General features: G+C 38.2%; 21 protein-coding genes and 1 pseudogene. 17 read left to right on the forward strand and 5 right to left on the reverse strand.

From position 1 onward, the window contains the following. The 5 genes and pseudogenes from U8D43_RS16060 to rarD all read left to right on the forward strand — a co-directional run. A pseudogene (locus tag U8D43_RS16060) lies at nucleotides 1-263 on the forward strand (IS1634 family transposase); the annotation flags it as partial. 182 nt (nucleotides 264-445) lie between these two features. Further along, complete coding sequence (locus tag U8D43_RS21180; protein ID WP_503627666.1) at nucleotides 446-616, forward strand: hypothetical protein; 171 nt, start codon at nucleotides 446-448, stop codon at nucleotides 614-616. Between the two features lie 602 nt (nucleotides 617-1,218). Further along, the gene (gene mbcS / locus U8D43_RS16065; RefSeq protein ID WP_335872203.1) at nucleotides 1,219-2,805 is read left to right on the forward strand and encodes an acyl-CoA synthetase MbcS; all 1,587 of its coding nucleotides are present in this window, start codon (nucleotides 1,219-1,221) and stop codon (nucleotides 2,803-2,805) included. A gap of 71 nt (nucleotides 2,806-2,876) precedes the next feature. After that, the gene (locus U8D43_RS16070) at nucleotides 2,877-4,472 is read left to right on the forward strand and encodes an amidohydrolase (protein ID WP_335872204.1); all 1,596 of its coding nucleotides are present in this window, start codon (nucleotides 2,877-2,879) and stop codon (nucleotides 4,470-4,472) included. A 125-nt stretch (nucleotides 4,473-4,597) separates the two neighbouring features. Beyond that, nucleotides 4,598-5,500 carry an EamA family transporter RarD gene (gene rarD, locus U8D43_RS16075; RefSeq protein ID WP_335872205.1) on the forward strand — a complete coding sequence of 301 codons (903 nt, stop codon included), beginning with the start codon at nucleotides 4,598-4,600 and terminating at the stop codon, nucleotides 5,498-5,500. Between the two features lie 504 nt (nucleotides 5,501-6,004). Here rarD and U8D43_RS16080 read toward each other — a convergent pair. After that, nucleotides 6,005-6,805, reverse strand: coding sequence for an NAD kinase (locus U8D43_RS16080; RefSeq protein WP_335872206.1), 801 nt, complete (start codon nucleotides 6,803-6,805; stop codon nucleotides 6,005-6,007). Nucleotides 6,806-6,994: 189 nt separating this feature from the next. Between U8D43_RS16080 and sppA the strand changes: the two genes are divergently transcribed. From sppA to tpx, 5 genes are all read left to right on the forward strand, one after another. Beyond that, nucleotides 6,995-8,002 (forward strand): signal peptide peptidase SppA, encoded by a 1,008-nt coding sequence (sppA, locus tag U8D43_RS16085; protein WP_335872207.1) that lies wholly within the window; start codon nucleotides 6,995-6,997, stop codon nucleotides 8,000-8,002. Nucleotides 8,003-8,015: 13 nt separating this feature from the next. Next, a complete protein-coding gene (locus U8D43_RS16090; protein ID WP_442893620.1) occupies nucleotides 8,016-8,561 on the forward strand; it encodes an RDD family protein in 546 nt (181 codons plus the stop codon). Between the two features lie 477 nt (nucleotides 8,562-9,038). After that, a complete protein-coding gene (locus tag U8D43_RS16095; RefSeq protein WP_335872208.1) occupies nucleotides 9,039-9,734 on the forward strand; it encodes a DUF2953 domain-containing protein in 696 nt (231 codons plus the stop codon). Nucleotides 9,735-9,750: 16 nt separating this feature from the next. Continuing rightward, on the forward strand, nucleotides 9,751-10,188 hold the full coding sequence (gene ytfJ / locus U8D43_RS16100; protein WP_335872209.1) for a GerW family sporulation protein: 438 nt from the start codon (nucleotides 9,751-9,753) through the stop codon (nucleotides 10,186-10,188). A 296-nt stretch (nucleotides 10,189-10,484) separates the two neighbouring features. Continuing rightward, nucleotides 10,485-10,985: a thiol peroxidase gene (gene tpx, locus U8D43_RS16105; protein WP_335872210.1), complete on the forward strand. Its 501-nt coding sequence runs from the start codon at nucleotides 10,485-10,487 to the stop codon at nucleotides 10,983-10,985. Between the two features lie 247 nt (nucleotides 10,986-11,232). Here tpx and U8D43_RS16110 read toward each other — a convergent pair whose 3' ends face one another. Beyond that, on the reverse strand, nucleotides 11,233-11,400 hold the full coding sequence (locus U8D43_RS16110) for a hypothetical protein (protein ID WP_335872211.1): 168 nt from the start codon (nucleotides 11,398-11,400) through the stop codon (nucleotides 11,233-11,235). After that, complete coding sequence (locus U8D43_RS16115) at nucleotides 11,351-11,635, reverse strand: hypothetical protein (protein WP_335872212.1); 285 nt, start codon at nucleotides 11,633-11,635, stop codon at nucleotides 11,351-11,353. The genes U8D43_RS16110 and U8D43_RS16115 overlap by 50 nt, the downstream gene beginning before the upstream one ends. 96 nt (nucleotides 11,636-11,731) lie before the next feature. On the opposite strand from U8D43_RS16115, the gene U8D43_RS16120 reads away from it, so the two are divergent. The 4 genes from U8D43_RS16120 to U8D43_RS16135 all read left to right on the forward strand — a co-directional run bounded on the left by U8D43_RS16120 (nucleotide 11,732) and on the right by U8D43_RS16135 (nucleotide 16,678). Then, nucleotides 11,732-12,718, forward strand: coding sequence for a class I SAM-dependent methyltransferase (locus U8D43_RS16120; protein WP_335872213.1), 987 nt, complete (start codon nucleotides 11,732-11,734; stop codon nucleotides 12,716-12,718). A gap of 252 nt (nucleotides 12,719-12,970) precedes the next feature. Further along, complete coding sequence (locus U8D43_RS16125) at nucleotides 12,971-14,158, forward strand: acetate kinase (protein ID WP_335872214.1); 1,188 nt, start codon at nucleotides 12,971-12,973, stop codon at nucleotides 14,156-14,158. A 357-nt stretch (nucleotides 14,159-14,515) separates the two neighbouring features. Then, complete coding sequence (locus U8D43_RS16130) at nucleotides 14,516-15,367, forward strand: EcsC family protein (RefSeq protein WP_335872215.1); 852 nt, start codon at nucleotides 14,516-14,518, stop codon at nucleotides 15,365-15,367. Nucleotides 15,368-16,123: 756 nt separating this feature from the next. Next, a complete protein-coding gene (locus U8D43_RS16135) occupies nucleotides 16,124-16,678 on the forward strand; it encodes a hypothetical protein (protein WP_335872216.1) in 555 nt (184 codons plus the stop codon). 373 nt (nucleotides 16,679-17,051) lie between these two features. Here the strand turns inward: U8D43_RS16135 and U8D43_RS16140 are convergent, their stop codons facing one another. After that, on the reverse strand, nucleotides 17,052-17,378 hold the full coding sequence (locus tag U8D43_RS16140; protein ID WP_335872217.1) for a hypothetical protein: 327 nt from the start codon (nucleotides 17,376-17,378) through the stop codon (nucleotides 17,052-17,054). Nucleotides 17,379-17,537: 159 nt separating this feature from the next. Between U8D43_RS16140 and U8D43_RS16145 the strand changes: the two genes are divergently transcribed. Then, entirely contained in the window at nucleotides 17,538-18,749 is a 1,212-nt protein-coding gene (locus U8D43_RS16145; protein ID WP_335872218.1) for an argininosuccinate synthase, read from the forward strand. Further along, nucleotides 18,746-20,128: an argininosuccinate lyase gene (gene argH, locus U8D43_RS16150; protein ID WP_335872219.1), complete on the forward strand. Its 1,383-nt coding sequence runs from the start codon at nucleotides 18,746-18,748 to the stop codon at nucleotides 20,126-20,128. The genes U8D43_RS16145 and argH overlap by 4 nt, the downstream gene beginning before the upstream one ends. A 68-nt stretch (nucleotides 20,129-20,196) precedes the next feature. On the opposite strand, the gene U8D43_RS16155 is transcribed toward argH, so the two are convergent. Then, nucleotides 20,197-20,643, reverse strand: coding sequence for a universal stress protein (locus U8D43_RS16155; RefSeq protein ID WP_335872220.1), 447 nt, complete (start codon nucleotides 20,641-20,643; stop codon nucleotides 20,197-20,199). A gap of 108 nt (nucleotides 20,644-20,751) precedes the next feature. Here U8D43_RS16155 and U8D43_RS16160 point away from each other — a divergent pair, with 108 nt between their 5' ends. Beyond that, on the forward strand, nucleotides 20,752-20,901 hold the full coding sequence (locus U8D43_RS16160) for a hypothetical protein (protein WP_335872221.1): 150 nt from the start codon (nucleotides 20,752-20,754) through the stop codon (nucleotides 20,899-20,901). Nucleotides 20,902-20,947 lie beyond the last annotated feature (46 nt).

A 20,947-nucleotide genomic window follows, 5' to 3' on the forward strand; every position in this document is an offset into this window, starting at 1 on the left:
TGCTTGAATATCGAATCCGTGCTGAAATGAAAAAGCAGGAAGAACCCTTGATCCTCATGGGAAAACGGAAACTGTTTGAACCGACCGGACAAGCACTGTTAGAACAATTGAATGACGTTCGTATCATCGTCATCCGACAAGGATTGGAAACCATGAGGTACCTGCCAGACAACATCCAAGAACAAACCAAGCGAATTGTGTGTTTAGCCGGGTATGACCCCTCGATATACGTGTCGAAACAGGAAGAATCAGTAAAGAACTAACGTGAAATTCAGCCAGACCGTTCTGGACATGTCAAATACAGCCGACAATTGAAGAAAAAAAGGAAAATTTGTCGGCTGAATAGAAGAATTAAACGTTTTTAAAAACTTAATCTAAAAAATTGGCTAAGTCTAGATCTGACCTGCGAAATGTGAGATATATGTTATAATTCAAAACAGAACATATGTTTGTTTTGGGAGAATTTGATGATTTCGAGAACCTACCAACTAAATCGATCGTTCCGACTGTCGAAAAATGGATGCATAGCACAAAATCAAACCCTCTACCGAAGTATGAAGAGTTCAATCAACAGTATAATAAGTTCCTTTTTACCTCATCAAGTCGAATTAAATAAAACATCTATACAAGGTCAAAAAGTGTGTCCGGTGGATCTTAAAGGATCACGAACTCTGCCGTTTGTTCAATTATGGAGGCAAAAGGCACTGTCTTAGCACGGAAATTTATTAACCAGTCAACTGAAAAAAACAGCCTGTTTTGCATGACAAATTAACTCCGCAAAGTACAACGAGAATCAGGTTAGGAGCTACACCTAAATTATTGGAGACAAATAATAGGGCTCCAAAAACATGTCATTTACCAGACATCACATGAGATGGGTAATTTCGCTAGAGAACATTGTTGTGAAGTGATTGTCTTTGTGTAGCTCAATAAAATCAGGGTACCTAAAAGGTTTTGGTGAACAAAAAAGCTTCGTTTCAAACTACGCTATTGGCGTAAAACAGTTATCTAAAACAAAGTAGAAGAAATCATTCATTATGCAAGTATGCGAATTTCTAGAGTGAACCCTCGTAATACCAGTGCATTAGCGGTTGATGGAATTGGAGAAGTAGAAGTTATCCATCAAAATCTATTGATTTAGTTGGAGAGGTTCACAAAGTATAAATAATTAGTATAATGAAAAGTGTAAATATTTTCTTTTTGAGGGGGAAGTTAGGGATGAAGAGGGAAGAATTGATTGCTCCAGAAAAGTACAATATTATTCATGCAATAGAGAAATATGCACTTCAAAAAGACAAGGTCGCCGTAAAATGGGAAAATGAACAGGGAGTAAAAAAAGAAGTGACGTATGAAAATCTGTTTTCGAATGTGAATAAGGTTGGAAACATCTTTTTATCATCCGGGCTTCAAAAAGGCGATGTGCTATTAATTATGGTGCCAAAGTTGATTGAAGCGTATGAAATTTATTTGGCAGCATTGAAGACAGGGATGGTCGTTATTCCAAGTTCGGAAATGCTAAAACCAAAAGACTTACAATATAGAATTCAACACGGTGATGTTAAGGGAATCGTTTGTTATGGCCCTTATGCTTCACAATTAGAAGGTGTTGAGGGAATAGAGGGTTTTGAAAAGTTTATCATTGGAGAAGAAAAAAAAGGCTGGCACGACATAGATGCATTAAAAGATAATTCATCTGATACACTCGCTTGTGCAGTAACATCTCGTGAAGATATGGCGTTTTTATCATATACATCTGGAACGACGGGAAATCCAAAGGGTGTCGTACATACTCATGGCTGGGGATATGCTCATCTACGTACAGCTGCAAAAAATTGGCTCAGCATTGATGAAGGAGATACGGTTTGGGCCACAGCGGCACCTGGGTGGCAAAAGTGGATTTGGAGTCCATTTCTATCCGTGCTAGGTTCTGGTGGGACTGGAATCGTTTATCATGGAAGGTTTGAGCCTCGAAAATATTTAGAGCTATTAGACGAATATGAGGTAAATGTTCTTTGTTGTACGCCGACTGAATACCGGCTGATGGCTAAAGTTGACACGTTAGATCGATATAAACTCCCACATTTACAAAGTGCTGTTTCAGCTGGGGAACCCCTAAATCGAGAGGTTATTGATACCTTTCAAACTCATTTTAACGTTCAAGTACGTGATGGATACGGTCAAACCGAAAACACACTACTTGTTGGTATCATGAAAGGCATGGAGATTAAGCCAGGCTCAATGGGAAAGCCGACACCTGGAAATAGTGTCACGATAATAAACGAAGAGGGAATAGAGTGTGGAGTTGGGGAGGTTGGAGATATTGCGGTCCATATAGATACTCCAGCATTATTTAAAAATTATTATAAAGACCCAGAACGAACAGCCATTCAGTTTAGGGGCTCCTATTATATAACCGGAGATAAAGCAAAGCAAGATGAGGAAGGATACTTTTGGTTTGAGGGGCGAGGAGACGATATCATTATTAGCTCTGGCTATACCATTGGTCCTTTTGAGGTGGAAGATGCTCTTGTAAAACATAAATTTGTTAAGGAATGTGCTGTTGTAGGAAGTCCAGATATGATCAGAGGATCAATCGTTAAAGCCTATATTGTCCTACAAGAAGGAATTGATGAGAAAGACGAAACGTTGATCCAAACCCTTCAGAATCATGTGAAGAGTTTGACGGCTCCTTACAAATATCCACGGAAAATTGAATTTGTTAGAGAGCTACCAAAAACAACCTCTGGCAAGATTCGTCGAATTGAATTAAGACAAAAAGAGCAAGCGACTTTCAACAAATCTTAAATTTCGCTACAATAAAGAAAAAAGTGCAGGCAGTGTGAACTGTCTGCCTTTCATCTGTGAGGGATAAAAACATGGGAATACTTTGGCATAACGGGAACATTTACACAATGATACAAGAAGGAGACCGAGTAGAAGCGGTCTTTACCGAGAACGGAAAGATAACGGCAATCGGTTCCAAACAAGAACTTCAACAAGCGTTCAAAAAGCGGATTACAGAAGAAAAAGACTTGCAAAGAGGAACTATGATACCTGGCCTAGTCGATAGTCATATGCATCTTATTGGTTACGGGGAGAAGTTGTTGCGTTTGGATTTATCTCATATGAAATCCAAAAAACAAGTGTTAGCGGCTGTTGCGTATCGTGTATCGAAAACGGAAGGAAATGAGTGGATTATTGGAGAAGGTTGGAATGAAAATCTTTGGGAGGAGGCTGATATAATCGTAAGGTCAGAGTTAGATCGAATTGCACCAAACCATCCTGTCTTATTAAAACGGACATGTCGACATGCCTTAGTAGTGAATTCGAAAGCTTTGGCGATGGCAAAGATAGATGAAAGTGTCGTTGAACCAGAAGGTGGGATCATTGAGCGTGACGGAGCTAACCTGTTGAACGGTCTCTTTAAAGACAAAGCCCAAAATCTAATGATAGATGCCCTTCCCCCGGTATCAAAAGAATATCTCGAAAGAGCCTTAAGAGAGGCTGTTAAGAGTTGTTGGAGTTTTGGATTAGTAGGAGTACATACGGAGGACATGAGCTATTATGGTAGTTTTGATCAAACCTATGGCGCCTTCTGTCAAGTGATTGAAACTGGAGATTACCCTTTTAAAGCTCACTTGCTTGTGCATCATGAAGTGATTGATGAATGGAAAAAAGAAGGACATAGCTTTTTATCGGGTGGAGAGTATTTAGAATGGGGAGCAATGAAAATTTTTGCAGATGGAGCATTAGGAGGTAGAACGGCTTTATTAAGCCACCCTTACCAAGATGATCCTTCCACTAATGGGGTAGCGATTCATTCTTCAGAAGCATTGGCGCAGTTGGTAAAAAAGGCTCGCAACTTAGATCTTCCGATAGCCGTCCATGTTATTGGCGATTTAGCCTTTCAATTATCATTAGAAGCGGTGAAAAAACACCCAACGAATTCTCTCAGGCGAGACCGCTTTATTCACGGACAAATTTTACGAAAAGAATTGATTGAGGAAGCAAAGGAACTGCCTATGATTATTGATATTCAACCTCAATTTGTTTCGTCTGATTTTCCATGGGTCGTTAATCGAGTGGGCGAAGAAAATATGTCCTATAACTATGCTTGGAAAACTCTTCTAGAAGAGGGGATTACTCTTGCTGGAGGATCGGATGCTCCAATAGAAGATAGTAACCCACTTTTAGGAATTCACGCAGCCATTAGTCGAAGTGTTGATGTAGAAGGAAAATCAGTCATCTTTCAACAAGATGAGCAACTTTCACGATATGAAGCAATTAGTCTTTATACTAAAGGGAGTGCATATGCGTCGCATCATGAAAAGGACAGAGGCATGATTTCTGTAGGCTATTCTGCTGATTTTACAGTCTTTGAAAAAAATCCGTTCTGTATCCCTCTCGACGATATTCCAGGTCTTGCATGCAGAATGACGGTTATTAATGAACAGGTTGTGTACAAAAAGTAGTTATGGACTTTCTACTCCCTGCGTAAAATAACACATTTATTTGGATAAGATAACTAGTAGGCTAATAAGTCATAATGATACGCAGGATTGGTAGTTTTTTCGAACGCATTAGGGGGGACCTTTGGGTGAAGAAAGAGAAAATAGGGGTATTGTCTACCGCGTTTTCTTATTTTTTATGGGGGATATTGCCGGTATATTGGAAATGGTTACAGCATGTAGGAGCTGATGAAATTTTAGCAAACCGAGTTTTTTGGTCGTTTTGGTTTATGATTTTATATTTATTCCTATCTAATCGATGGAATGGGTTTAGAAAAATCATTCAAGAATTTCGAGAAAACCGGAGAATGCTATATGCACTAGGGATAGCTTCCATATTAATCAGTATGAATTGGTTTATTTACATATTTGCAGTAAATTCAAATCAAATGGTGGAAGCGAGTTTAGGTTATTATATTAATCCGCTAGTTAGTGTTTTGTTAGGAGTGTTTATTTTAAAGGAAAAGTTAAACAAATTTCATCTTGTTTCTTTTCTTCTTGCTTTAACTGGTGTACTAATCCTTACGATTTCCTATGGATCGTTCCCTTGGATTGCCTTTGGTTTAGCCTTTTCTTTTGGCTTATACGGGTTAGCAAAAAAAGTGATAAAAGTGAACGCCGCAATAGGCCTCACGCTCGAAACGCTAATCATTGTTCCAATTGCCTTTTTATACATGCTATATCTAGGTGTAAGTGGGGAATCATTTTTCATTTCTGATTCTTTTGGCACAACTCTTTTACTTGTTGGTGCGGGAGCGGTTACTGCAATACCCTTACTACTCTTCGGGAAAGGGGCGCAAAGCATCCCTTTATATATGGTAGGTTTTCTACAATACATTGCGCCAACTATTACATTGTTACTAGGGGTAATTGTATATAAGGAAAAGTTCACACAAATTGACTTTATCGCCTTTTTGTTTATATGGTCTGCGTTAATGGTCTTTACGGTTTCGCGATTAAAATGGTTTTCCGTACAAACCGAAAGAGCGTGAAGAGGTTGAAAGAAATAAGGTAATTTTCATTTCCTTTTAGCTTTTTTACTATGAATTTTTAGTTTGAATGGAATAATTTCAAGTAAGTGAAGTAAGGAAGAAAAGACAGAATTTTCGAAGGCGATGCCACAGTTTTTTTCGGTCGTTCACTTGTGGCGTTAAGCTAAGGTAGCTAGGGACTCGGACATTTGTCAGCCCACTGCGTGAATCGAGATTCACTTCGTGTTCTGCCAGATGTCTGCCGTCCCTGAGCAGCCACTTTCGCTTTTGTCCATCCAGCTACAGTGGCTTGAGGCTAGGGGTAAATGCCACAACCCGCCGGAAATCAGGATTTCCTCTGGGTTGCGTCATTTACCTGCCGCCTCAGAGCAGCCACTTTCGCTTTTGTCCATCCAGCTACAGTGGCTTGAGGCTAGGGTTAAATGCCACAACCCGCCGGAAATCAGGATTTCCTCTGGGTTGCGTCATTTACCTGCCGCCTCAGAACAGCCACTTTCGCTTTTGTTATAAAAATGTTCTTTTTACTTTTTCCCAGAAGGAGTTGTCTTTTAGTTTGACGGTTTTGATGATTTTCCCGCTAAGGCCGACTTCGATGTTGTGGACGTGCTGAATGCTTAAGGCTTCGTTGTCCATGCCCATTGTTGGGTAGTCATTGCCGTCTTGGACCACTTTCAGTGTAAGTTTTCTTTTGTCGCTCAAAATAAACGGCGATCCGAGTGTACGGTAGCGATTGTTATTGAGAGAAGCGATTTCGCTCACTTGCATACAAGGGAGCATTGGGTCGACAACAGAGCCATTTAGAGATTTATTATAGGCAGTGCTTCCAGTGGGGGTTGCAATCAACATGCCGTCTCCCCTGAAAGTTTCAAAATGGAGGTTGTCTATGAAAACATCAATCAAAAATGTCTTAATAATGCCAGAACGGAGACTAAATTCGTTTAAACAATAGAAGGATGTTTGATCATCAATCTTAACCTCGATAGTTGGGTAGCGACGCACTTCTATATTTTCTTCAGTCATTGCACTAATCATTTTTTGTTTATCATCAAGGTGAAAATCACAATACATGCTTAAACTTCCTGTTGTAGAAATACCAGCATATAAACAATCTTCTCGAAAGCCGGTTTTGCGAACAGCTTGCAAAAACGTGCCGTCTCCGCCAACACTAACAATAATATTTGCTTCATCTGGGGTGTCCAAAATATTAAAATTGTATTTTTGTGCTAAGTCTCTAAGTGTGTCAAGATGTGCCAGTGTGTGATTATCCCGATTTGTATAAAAATACAAATTTCTTCGATCTGCCATGTTTAGTCCTCCGTCTTTGTAAGATTTCTTTCAAAACGATGTCTAAGTTTGTTAGACTATTGTAGGAGTACTTGAAAATATATGTGGAAATGACATTTTTTTCTCCTACGGTATTATTTTACCACGAAGTTGAAACAGATTCGAAAGGGAAACGTATATGTAGACGATAATAAAAAGGAGGAAATACATATGAATGGAAAGCGTTGGGTGGCATTAGGTTTAGCTCTAGGATTAATGGTTATTTCTACAGGAGTAAGTTTTGTTTCATCTCTATTTTGGGGGGATGTATCAGCAGGGTTTGAAGAAATTTTTTCCATGGAGGAAGAGTTTGGTGAAACGATCATTGAAGAAGGAAATTCTTCAAACAAAATTGCCGTACTAGAAGTTGATGGTGTGATTCAAGATACTGGCGGAGCAACTTCATTTTTTGAAAGTCCAGGGTATAATCATCAATTCTTTTTAGATCAACTTGAGAAAGTAAAAGAAGATTCATATGTGAAGGGAATTGTTTTACGAGTGAATACTCCTGGCGGTGGCACTGCCGAAAGTGCGCAAATTCATGAGATGCTCGTTGAAATTAAAGAAGAAACTGAAAAACCAATTTATGTCTCGATGGGATCGATTGCCGCTTCTGGAGGATATTACATTTCTGCCCCTGCGGATAAAATTTTCGCAAGTCAAGAAACCTTAACGGGTTCATTAGGAGTTATTTTACAAAGTGTTAACTATTCTGGGCTTGCAGAAAAGTACGGAGTTGAATTTGTCACAATTAAAAGTGGTCCTTACAAAGATATTTTAAGCCCATCAAGGCCCGTTTCAAATGAAGAGAGAGAGATTCTTCAAGCAATGATTGATAATTCATATGATGCCTTTGTAGAAGTCATTGCAAATGGAAGAGGAATGAAAGAAGGAAAAGTCAGAGAATTGGCAGATGGTAGAATCTATGACGGTGTGCAGGCGAAAGAAGTCAATTTAATCGATGAGTTTGGATACTTAGATGATGTAATTGATGCGATGAAAGCTGATTTTGATTTAGGAAATGCACAAGTTGTTCAATATGAAGACAGCGCAGGCCTTGGGTCTCTATTTGAAATGTCCGCACAAAAAATAGGTGGTACTGATTTCGAGATGACGGCGCTGATGAAAATGTTAGGAAATCCAAACGCACCTAGACTTTTGTATTTATATTCAGAATAAGGAGGAATGAGACATGTCAGATGAACAAAAATTTGAACAATATGGTACTCGCCCTCTAGAAGAAGGACTTGAAGTAAGGGATGAAATGAGTATGAAGCATACATCAAAACCGTTTAATACCTTCGTGTACGCTGGTTTTTGGATGAGGTTCTGGGCCTATCTTATCGACCTAATTGTGGTAGGTAGTCTTAATAGGATTGTGGTATATCCATTTTTTCGCCTATTGGATTTTCCTCTAATAAAAGAAGGGATGTTCTCAGGAATTGCGTTAGTAACGGCGATTACATTTTACGCATACTTTGTTTTAATGACTAAATATTATCAACAAACGCTTGGTAAAATGGTACTTGGTTTAAGAGTAAAAGCATTAAAAGAAGAAAGCATTACTTGGGGAACAGTTTTGTTTCGAGAAATCGTCGGCCGCTATCTTTCTGTGACAACTTGGATTTTGTATGTTGTAGTTGCCTTCACAACTAAAAAACAAGGGATACATGATTTGCTTGCAGATACGACTGTGATACAAGAAAGGCATTCTTATGTTGTTCAGGGACAATCATAAATCGAAAATAAAACAGCGTTGAACAACTCAACGCTGTTTTATTTTGTCTATCAACGCTAATAGCCTAGTAGAACAAAAGGTGAGAGCGTTTGTTTTCAATTGCCTGTATCATTTTCCTTCATACAGATAGGTGAATATCCACTTTTTTTAGGCTGTTTTCACATTGAATGGTGCTTCTCGCAATTGTATATATTCTGTTTATAGGATAGGTTTCCTTGCATCTTCTCGTTTATTTTTGTACTAATTCCATACTAGAATGGAATATTGCATCGAGAAATAGCTTGAATAATAACCGTGTATAGGAAATGAGCTTTATTTAATGTTCATAAACCTGTAAATATTATTTAATTTTCATAGTACTCGCATTTTTTTTTGGATAACATTCTAAGGTAAAACCCCTTTTATCCACCTCCATTATTATTAATGTTTATATCTTCTTTGATTCGTTCATAATGACTAATTGAAGGAGGGGAGGGCATGTATTGGATTATAGGAATTCTATTGGGATTAATGATATTGATTGTTCTGGTTTTTTGGACGAAGCTAACGATCTATCTTTCGTTTTATCATGGAAATGATAACGATGATTTTTCTATAAATATAAAAGCATGGGGTGGATTAATTCGATATAAAATCGAGATCCCATTAATTAAGGTAGATGACGATTCCCCTTCTATTGTTGTAGAAGAAGTGAAAAGTAAAAATGGTAATGGGGAACATGCGACAAAAAATGAAACGAGTCAAATAACACCGAAGGATCTTCTATCAAGTCTTCATGATATGAGAGAACTATTACTGCACATAGTGGGATTCCATAAAATTGTCAGGAGTTTTTTAGCGAAAATAAAGGTGGATAACTTAGAATGGCAAACGCTTATTGGGACAGGGGATTCCTCCTCAACTGGGATAGCAGTTGGGGGGATTTGGAGTGTTAAGAGCACCATTGTTAGCATTATGAGCAAAGCTATGAAACTCCAGTCGATGCCTGTCTTAACGGTTCATCCTTCGTTTCAACAACCAATTATTCAAACCAAGTTTACATGTATGATTCAATTTCGAATCGGACAAGCTATATTAGGAGGAATAAAGATTATTCGCTATTGGCGGGGTGGAAAAGCTCGTTTTAAGACGAAGCCACTTTCTAAGTTTGCCGATGAAAAACAATCAGTCTAAGCAAGGAGGAAGAGAGATGTCAGATCATCCAATTGAAGGGTTAATGACCACTGCAATGGAAAGCTTAAAAGAGATGATCGATGTAAACACGATTATTGGTGATCCGGTGGAAACACCTGATGGAAGCGTGATTCTCACGGTGTCAAAGGTAGGGTTCGGTTTTGCTGCTGGTGGAAGCGAATTTGTTATTGAGAGTAAAGATAGCAAAAATGGTGGCGGGACTTCCAAGCAACCATTTGGAGGAGGAAGTGGGGGCGGAGTTTCTATTACGCCGATTGCTTTTCTCATTGTGAATGGTCAAGGAGTGAAAATGCTCCATCTTGATGAAAACACGCATCTGCTAGAGAAGATTCTAGATCTTGCTCCTGGTGCATTTGAGAAAATACAAGGTATGATGAAAAAGAAAGATGATCAAGGAAATGAAGGGCACAAAAAACAGGATTTAGATGTTTAAACAAAGAGGTTCTCTTTTTACAAAAGAGAATCTTTTTTTGAGAGGCACTTTACGCATACTTTGCTGCTCTAGTATATAAAAACGGGTGGAAACACTGCTTTCATCCATTCTTTCAGGTGAAAAATGATGCGAAAAGACCCCCGAAGTGTAATTCATCAAAAATTAATCTCTATTGCGAGAACAGCCAATATTAAGAGAGCTTTATTTATTTTGGAATAAAAGCGCGTAATATTTGCAAATGTGTAACATGGTTCAGTAACATAGAAGATGAATAATGAATGAAGGAGGCGGTTCCAATGGCAAACATTACATTTAAAGGGAATAAGGTAACTTTACTAGGAAACGAAGTAAAGGTGGGGGATCATGTACCAGAATTTACGGTATTAGCAAATGACTTATCACCTGTATCATTGAAGGACTCAAAAGGGATGGTTCGTTTAATTTCCGGTGTTCCCTCAATTGATACAGGCGTATGTGATGCGCAAACTCGTCGTTTCAACGAAGCAGCATCTTCAATCGACAATGTTCAAGTGTTAACAATTTCAATGGATTTACCATTTGCTCAAAAGCGCTGGTGTGCTGCAAATGGCCTTGAAAATGTACATGTTTTATCTGATCATCGAGATGCATCTTTTGGAGAAGCTTTTGGGTTACATATTAAAGAGCTTCGCTTATTAGCTAGAGCGGTTTTTGTAATTGATAGCAATGATATTGTTCAATATGTTGAGTATGTGAGTGAAGCAACTGATCACCCAAATTACGATGCTGCAGTAGAAGCGGCTAAAAGCGCTAAGTAAGGCAAGATGATATAGAATATAATGAAAAACCCCGAGTAACCAGGGGTTTTTCTTATTTATAAAGTGTTTCACAACAATACATGTTTCGTATTAAGATAGATTTCTGTCTATCTTATCGTGGTTTTTTGAAAGGCTCTTTACGCATAGATTGTGGCTATTTCATCTTATTTTTGATTAAGTCGCCCATTTCACTGTTGATTTCCATCAAAAATAGACGGATCCAGCTGCAGTGGCTTGCGGCTCGGGGTCAAATGAATAACCCTCCAGTGATGCAGACATCACCTCCGAGTTCTTCATTTGCCTGACGCCGCAGGGCAGCCACTTCCGCTTTTCGTGATCCAGCTACAGTGGCTTGCGGCTCGGGGTCAAATGAATAACCCTCCAGTGATGCAGACATCACCTCCGAGTTCTTCATTTGCCTGGCGCCGCAGAGCAGCCACTTCCGCTTTTCTTGATCCAGCTGCAGTGGCTTGCGGCTCGGGGTCAAATGAATAACCCTCCAGCGATGCAGGCATCACCTCCGAGTTCTTCATTTGCCTGGCGCCGCAGAGCAGCCACTTCCGCTTTTCTTGATCCAGCTGCAGTGGCTTGCGGCTCGGGTCAAATGAATAACCCTCCAGTGATGCAGACATCACCTCCGAGTTCTTCATTTGCCTGACGCCGCAGGGCAGCCACTTCCGCTTTTCTTGACTATTTTCAATTGGCATGTAAAATTATAGATTAACAGGAAATGAAGAAGGGGTGAGATGATGACATCATCAGTAGAAGTATTATTTAGCATTCTAGACGAAACAGCTCACATCATCCAAGAGGAACTATCCATTACATACTTAGAAGCAGTGGCAGAGAGTGCGGAGAACCTATTTCATGATGGAGTTCTTCAAGATGAATTAAGTGATTTGTCAAAGAAGCGATTGGATAAAAAATATCACGAGGTCACTTTAGAACAATTTCATGTAGAAGAAATTAGAAAATCCTACCAACTTGCTATATTAAAAGGAATGAAAGAGAATGTTCAATCTAATCATCAAATGACACCAGACTCCATTGGTCTCATGATGAGCTATTTAATCGGGAAATTCTTTAGTGGGAAACGTTCCTTTTCGATACTTGATCCCGCTGTTGGTACGGGAAATTTATTATCCACCATCCTAAATGGACTTGCCCCAATTGAAATACAGGCAACAGGTGTGGAAGTAGATGATCTTTTAATCAAATTAGCATACTCAGGGGCAAACCTTCAAAAGCAACAAGTCCAATTTTTCAACCAAGATTCAATAGAGGGTTTATTTATAGATCCTGTTGATGCAGTTATTTGTGATTTACCTGTTGGGTATTATCCGAATGACGTTCGAGCTGCCGAGTACGAACTAAAAGCTGAGGAGGGTCATTCCTATGCTCATCATTTATTAATTGAGCAAAGTATTAAACATACGGTACCAGGTGGATATTTGTTCTTTTTAATTCCCAATGGACTTTTTTCTACAGAGTACTCCGAGCAACTTCATTTATTTTTGAAGGAACATGCGCAAATCCAAGGGATTCTCCAGCTACCGCTGTCAATGTTTAGTAGCGAGCAAGCAGCAAAAAGCATTTTTATCCTTCAAAAAAACGAACCGAATATAAAAGCACCCAAACAAGTATTGCTAGCGGATTTACCGAAGCTCTCCAATCACCATGCGATGGAAAATATGCTTGTGAAGTTAGAACAATGGTTTAAAGAGAATAAATAATGAAGTAAAAAAACGCCTCTCTCAACAAAAAGAGGGGTGTTTTTTGTTGAGAAAAAAGGGTAGGAAAGTGAGTATGCAGGCCTATAATAATCAGAATACATTTAATTTTTTAATGTAAACGGTGTCATTGGAGGTAGTAGTTGAAAAACGGTGATTACAGTGATTTAATGAAAAATTGAGAGATATATTCGTGCTTGAATGAACAGACTATTTGTGAATACGTTAGTTTAAATAGAAGGAGCGGTTTAATATATGGCAAAGGTTATCGCAATTAATGCAGGAAGTTCTTCATTAAAGTTTCAATTATTTGAAATGCCTGAAGAAACGGTCATCACTAAAGGAATCATTGAACGAATTGGACTGAAAGAATCAATCTTTACGATTGCAGTTGATGGAGAAAAACAAAAAGAAGTTAAAGATATCCCGGATCACTCTGTTGCGGTCAAAATGTTGCTCGATAAATTAACGAGCTCAGGAATTATTGACTCACTTGATGAGATTGAGGGAATAGGTCACCGGGTTGTACACGGCGGTGAAATTTTCAATGACTCAGCCATTATTACGGATGAGGTTTTAGCAAAAATCGAAGAGTTATCAGATTTAGCTCCTTTGCATAATCCAGCTAATATTACTGGTATTCTCGCATTTCAAGATGTGCTACCAAACGTGTCTGCTGTCGCAGTCTTTGATACCGCTTTTCATCAAACGATGCCAGAGAGCTCATACTTGTATAGTCTTCCTTATAATTATTATAAAGAATTCGGTATACGTAAATATGGTTTCCATGGTACTTCACATATGTATGTGTCACAACGTGCAGCAGAGATGCTTGGACGACCGATTGAACAGCTTCGTTTAATCTCTTGTCACCTTGGGAATGGAGCAAGTATTGCAGCCATTGAAGGTGGAAAATCGATTGATACATCTATGGGCTTCACTCCACTTGCTGGGGTGACAATGGGAACCCGATCAGGAAATATCGATCCAGCGTTAATTCCTTATATTATGGAGAAAACAGGGAAAACAGCGGATGAAGTGTTAGACGTGTTAAACAAAGAATCCGGTATGCTAGGTGTATCAGGCTTCTCAAGTGACTTACGTGATATCGAAATTGAATCAGAGCAAGGAAATGAGCGTGCAGAACTAGCACTTGAAGTGTTCGGTAATCGAATTCATAAATATATCGGTTCTTATGCAGCTCGTATGTGCGGAGTTGATGCGATTATTTTTACCGCAGGAATTGGTGAAAATAGCGATGTGATTCGTGAGCGTGTATTACAAGGACTCGAGTTCATGGGAGTGTACTGGGACCCGGCTCGTAACAAAGTACGTGGAGCAGAAACGTTCGTGAACTACCCACATTCACCTGTCAAAGTTTTGATTATTCCAACAGATGAAGAAGTGATGATTGCACGTGATGTGACACGATTAACGCATTAAACAAGGGTCATTTTGTCTATTTTTCTGTATTTGATATATTTCTAATGTATTAAAGATTTATCTCAGTAATTACGTTTAAATAGATTCAAAAAGAGGAAGCAAAATTTCTCTACTTTAGAGTTTTGGGACTTATACGAATAGCAACACTCTTTGCGAAAATAGACTTTAATCAACAAAAACCTTCCTCAAAAACAGAGGAAGGTTTTTGTTGAAAAGTAAGTAAGAATAAATGATAAAAAGGTTAAATATCTGCCTCGAGGGCTCTTGACAATTCTTATGTTAGTGTTTTAGAAGATGAGGAGAATCTGGTTATTTGTGTTATACTTGACAGTAAATAACATGAATGGGGGAGTCCATATGAGCTTGTCCGAAAGAGAAGAGAGAATTCTTGGAGAACTAGAGCGTTGGGAAGAAAACTTATATGATCATGAAACCAACGATTTAGAGAATACATACGATAAGTGGATTGAATCAACCTTTTCAGCGTTACCACTGGAAATAACGGAGAAGATTTTTAAAAACCTTGATGGATTTCTTTTTCATTTACACTCACTTTTACAAGGATCTCAAATGCAAAATGATGCGAGAGAAAGTATTCTCTCAACAGCAAGAGCCTTTCATGAAGATATTGAAACTATTGAGGACCTACGTTATCTAGCGATTGATCAACTTCATTATATAGCAGAGCAACATGCAGGACGACACCGGGTGTATTCATTTCTTCAAGGAGGTATTACTGGCACGGGAGGGTTTGTTGCATTAGGTAGTGATTTTCCAGCTATGGCCGTCTTAAATTTGAGGAGTATTCAACTAATTTCCATGTCATATGGATACGACGTCCAAACACCATATGAAATGATGACTTCCTTGAAAGTTTTTCATGTAGCCACGCTCCCAAAACGGCTAAAAGGGTATGGTTGGGAAGGATTGGTTGAGGACTTAAACCAAAATGAAAAGTACTTTTTCGATGGACAAGAAACATTTACGGATTACTCTTGGCTAGAAGGGCCGTTGAAGCAATTAACTAAAGGAGTAGCCATTTCATTGTTTCGGAAGAAAAAGTGGTCGGGACTTCCATTACTTAGTATGGCAATAGGTGCTGGAGCCAATTATCAATTAAGCCGAAAAGTGACCGATTTTGCAGAGAGATATTATCAATACCGTTATTTAAATGAAAAAAAAGAGTTGTTAAATCAATCAACTGACTAATTTGAGAATCGCTATTCTGTCTTTCTTTGAGGAGGGGTAGCATCATTATTTTATTCGCAGTATACCATTTCAAAGGATATATTTTGGTAGTAGGCTCTTTGTATGAAAAAAGGCATATTTAGGAATCGCGAAATTAGTAAGTTTGCTCCAAACATATCGGTTTTATACCATTATTGGGGTTGAAATTACTTTTTTTCATGATAGGCGGTGGCGGCGTGACGTAAGCGCTGCCATCGAGTTTTTCGTGTAGCTAGTGGCTATTGAATACAATAGTCAGTTAAATCATCCCTTTTTTCAGTTATTTCTCGCGAAAAAACATGAAGAGATGCACCGAAACCTATCCTTTGAACGGAAAATAAACTGTTGCGATAAGCTTTTTTCATAAACCTTGTTGTTCCTGACGCAAAAAACAGGCAATAAGGTTTTTTGTGTTAGTTCTTATCTTATATTTGAAAAACAATGTATTCGTTAGGATAAGAGCACGAAGTCATAAAACGGAAGAATTTGTTTCTTATCGTGAGGATATATTAAGCACGATTGTTAATATTCTCTATAATTCACTCCTTCACATCTCACTTTTGGGTCTTTTGTTGTCTCATTTTTCTAGCAGCAGGGTCTCGGATTTTTAATCATTAGCGTTAGTAGGAAAATCAATATTACTATGTACCGCAGATTTTCCGTCCGTTCTTATTGACAAATTCGTGTATCTGTCCTAACATCTTTTGATACTAGACATAAAGAAAGAAGAAAAAACACATGACTAAGCAATACTATGTACATGAAGAAAAACGTCAACAATTGAAAAAATATCGATACACCATGCTGACACTTATAAGTATGTATATCCCATTTTTTATATTTATAAATCATTATGAATATACCTTTTGGGGACACATCAGTTTCCCTTTTATGATATTAATTGGAGCTATGATCCTTACTGTTCCTATTATATTAAACCCTATTCTTTTTCAAATTGGAGAGCATAGAGATACAGATCCAAAAACGATAAGAATCGGAGCGATTTTACTATTAACCCTTTGCTTAGTATTTCTAGGGAAATCAACATATGACGGGGTAATGGATATTCCCCTCTATCAAAACAACGAGTATGAAGTAGTTGTTGGTAGAGCAGTTATAGAAGTCACGACAGGACGCTACTCTACTTCAACACTAACCGTTCAAGGAATCGAATTTCGTAACATCCCCTACCATTTTACAGAGGCAGATTCGGGAAGAAAGGTAACCGTTGTCTATTACCCACATAGTAAATATGTAGTTAAATTGATTAAGCACGGGTATGTGGAGAAGTAGAAAGAAATAGGACTAGGCGACGATTAAAAGAAGTTCTTTCAGCAAGCACCTGCTGGATACTGTCGATTTTTAAAAAATCAAGTCTCTGCTAAACGTATTGTTGGTTGGAGCTAAAGTAGGAGACTCTTGCGTAAATCAATAGCTGTGTTTAACAGAACTTTTCGAAGAGTTACATTCTTTGTGAAGGTTTTTTTCTATACATTGTTGCTATTTAATTTAATTTTAGATGGAATCCTCTATATTGCTTGTAATTCACATCAAAAATAAACGAAATGATGCCCCGAAACAGAGCTTTATCATCAATTATAGATTGGTTCGAAAAGCAATAAAGTTTGCCAAAATATCCATATTAATATATTTTCGGTTTGTAGTTTCATTGATCTTGATCTTTTCTGAGACTAATAAAAGGTTGAGTTCGGTACCAGAGCCAGAGATCATTCACTTTAGAAGCTAGACTTGCAATTTCCTCGTTAAGTAGACAAGACTTTTCAAAATCCATCTCATTATTTAATTCTTCTTGTTTTTGATTAATGTCAACTTCAAACTCATTCATTTTATCTGGAATTCTCCCTCGACATTTCTCCCAAAACTCTAAAATTCCTTGTTGTTCAGCAAGTGTAAAATTTGAAAGCATAATCTCCTCATTTGGAAGATTTATTTCTAATTGGTGGTGATACGGAAACAGTTTAGAAATTTTCAATTCATGCACCTCCTCCATCTATTGTAGTATACAAGCCACATAAGGAACAATATATATTAATAGAATAGTTGAATATATTCACCATTCCTGTTATTATCATGGAAAATAAGAATAAAAATACATAATTATTTATTTTTATTCAAAAATAAAGGTGGAGGTATGAGGATGAAAAAGAAGGTTGTGCTTGCCTATTCAGGTGGCCTAGATACGTCAGTGGCAATAAAATGGTTAATCGAACAAAATTTTGATGTCATTTCATGCTGCTTAGATGTAGGCGAAGGAAAAGATTTATTATTTGTAAAAGAAAAAGCCCTCTCCATTGGAGCCAGTAAATCATATGTTTTGGATGTCAAAGAGGAATTTGCCTATGAGTATGTCTTAAAATCCCTTCAAGCACAATGCCTTTATGAGGGTAAATACCCGTTAGTTTCAGCCTTATCAAGACCGTTAATTAGCAAGAAGTTAGTTGAAATTGCTGAAAAAGAAAAAGCTTCTGCCGTTGCTCATGGATGTACGGGAAAAGGAAATGATCAAGTTCGATTTGAAACATGTATTAAGGCCTTAAATCCCGAATTACAAGTGCTAGCCCCCGTAAGAGAGTGGCATTGGTCGAGAGAAGAAGAAATTCAGTATGCTAAAACACAGCAAATTCCGATTCCAATTGACCTAGAAAGTCCCTATTCAATTGACCAGAATTTATGGGGGAGAAGCAATGAATGCGGGGAATTAGAGGATCCGTGGAAAACCCCTCCAGAAAATGCCTATGAATGGACTAAACCACTTGCTGAGACCCCAGACGTTGCAGATGTCATAGAAATACAATTTCAACAAGGAGTGCCTATATCATTGAATAATAAGGTGCTATCATTACCTACCTTACTCGTAGAATTAAATAAAATGGCAGGAATGCACGGTGTAGGAAGAATCGATCTTGTTGAAAATCGACTCGTAGGCATCAAATCTAGAGAAGTGTATGAGTGTCCTGGAGCGATTACACTACTGACTGCGCATAAAGAGCTTGAGGATATTACAGTTGAGAAGGATCTTGCTCATTTTAAGCCAATTATTGGAATGAAATTAAGTGAATTAATTTATAATGGGTTATGGTTTTCTCCTTTACAAGAAGCGTTATCGTCATTCCTCGTGAAGAGTCAACAGCAGGTTACTGGAACTGTTCGGGTGAAGTTATTCAAAGGACACTGCGTCGTTGAAGGGAGAAAATCACCTAATTCGCTATATAACGAAAAGCTTGCAACCTATTCCAAAGGAGATTGTTTCAATCATGAAGCAGCAAAAGGGTTCATTGAGTTATGGAGTCTACCGACCAAAGTATATGCCCAAGTCAATAATAAAGTGGGAGAAAGAATATGAAAAAAATGTGGGGGGGGAGGTTTGAGAAAACACCTGAAGAATGGGTAGAGGAATTTAACGCATCGATTTCCTTTGATCAAACTCTTTGGCAAGAAGACCTTGCTTGTAGTTTGGCTCACGTGAAGATGCTCGCATCGACCGGAATTATCACTACCGATGAAGGAGAAAAAATTCAAGAAGGCCTGCTTCACCTACAGAAAAAAGGAGAACAGAATGAGCTACATTTTTCTGTCTTTCTTGAAGATGTTCATATGAACCTTGAGGATTTACTCATAACCGAAATTGGTGATGTAGGAAAAAAACTTCATACAGCTAGAAGTCGTAACGACCAAGTTGCTACCGATCTGCATTTATATATTAAAAAAATTACGCACGAAACGATGGAGATTATATCAAACTTGCAAAAAGAAATTCTCACATTAGCTCAACAGCATGTATATACGATAATTCCTGGGTACACCCATCTTCAAAGAGCACAGCCAGTTTCGTTGGCACATCATCTTTTGGCATATTTTTGGATGTTTTCAAGAGACCAGGAGAGACTGAACGATTCCTTGAAGAGAGTAGATTGTAGTCCATTAGGGGCAGGAGCATTAGCGGGAACCACTTTCCCCATTGATCGAAATATGACAGCAAGGGAGCTGGGGTTTTCAGCGATTTATCCAAATAGTATAGATGCTGTGAGTGATCGAGATTTTGTAATTGAATTTTTAAGTCATGCAAGTCTCATAATGATGCATTTATCCCGTTTGTCAGAAGAACTTATACTATGGAGTTCTCATGAGTTTCAATTCATCGAATTAGCAGATGCTTTCTGTACAGGAAGTAGCATGATGCCACAGAAGAAAAATCCCGATATGGCAGAGCTTATTCGAGGAAAAGCGGGAAGAACCTATGGAAATCTGTTTACACTATTAACCGTATTCAAGGGACTACCTTTAAGTTATAACAAAGATATGCAAGAAGACAAGGAACCATTATTCGACACAGTTACAACCTTGCAGGGCTGCGTGAAAATTATGACCGGTTTGATTGAAACAGTAAAAGTTCAAAAAGAGAAACTGGCTGCCGAAGTAGAAAAGGATTTTTCAAATGCAACGGAACTGGCCGATTATTTAACAGCAAAGGGAATTCCTTTTCGGGAAGCACACGAAATAGTCGGGGGCATTGTATTATTCTGTGTGAAGGAACAACTTTTCTTACAGGATGTTCCGTTAAAAACTTACCACCTTTTTTCCTTGTGCATTGAAGAGGATATCTATGAAACGCTATCTCCGAACAGTACTGTGGCGCGGCGGAATTGTGTAGGTGGTACAGGATTTGAGGCTGTTCAATGTCAACTAGAAGAAGCGAAAAAAAAGCTAATGAATGGAATCTGATTTTCGAGAGACGTCAAAGAAAAAGGTAGAACCCAAAACGGTTCTACCCTTACCTTTTGAATGATAAACTACTCTTTTTCTGTACGAACGATTAATACGTCACAAGTAGCAGAACGAGTGATATGCTCGGATACACTACCAATAAAGAAACGCTCAACTGCATTTAGACCAGTAGCCCCACAGACAATGAGATCTGCTTCAACTTTATTTTTCGCATCTTTGGCAATAATCACTTTAGGTGAACCGTAGTCCACTAATGCTCCGACTTTGCTAACGCCTGCTTCAGTTGCTTCTTTCTTGTATTGATCCATCAATTCTTGAGCGTATTTTTCTGCACGTTGCCCAATTGTTCGGTCATATGCCTCAATCGTTGCAAAGCTTCGTGTATCAATGACATGAATCAAAGTTAAGGATGCATCATTTCGTTTAGCAATTTCAATGCTCTTTTTAAAAGCCCATTCTGCTTCTCGTGAACCGTCCACCGCGACTAAAATATTCTTGTAGGTTAAATTCATTTTTCATTCCCCCTTCACCTCTATTTTACTATATTTTCCCTCTCATAACTGTTAAGAAATTTCGAATAATAATAATGATTTCAACAAAAAATTCTGGAGGAGACAACTATGAAGAAAAAAGACCCAAAAGAAAATTTTTCATATGACGAACATGCAATTGATCAAGTGAGTCAACAAATTATGAGTGCGTATACGAGCGGAGTAGTAGGCGAGCCCAATGCCAACTTTGAACAAGAGGAACAGGAAAAATATGAATAAAATTATTGGAACCCGCTAAAGGACAGCGGTTCTGAACAAAAAACAT

The organism is Bacillus sp. 2205SS5-2, from assembly GCF_037024155.1.
Lineage (GTDB): Bacteria > Bacillota > Bacilli > Bacillales > Bacillaceae_K > Bacillus_CI.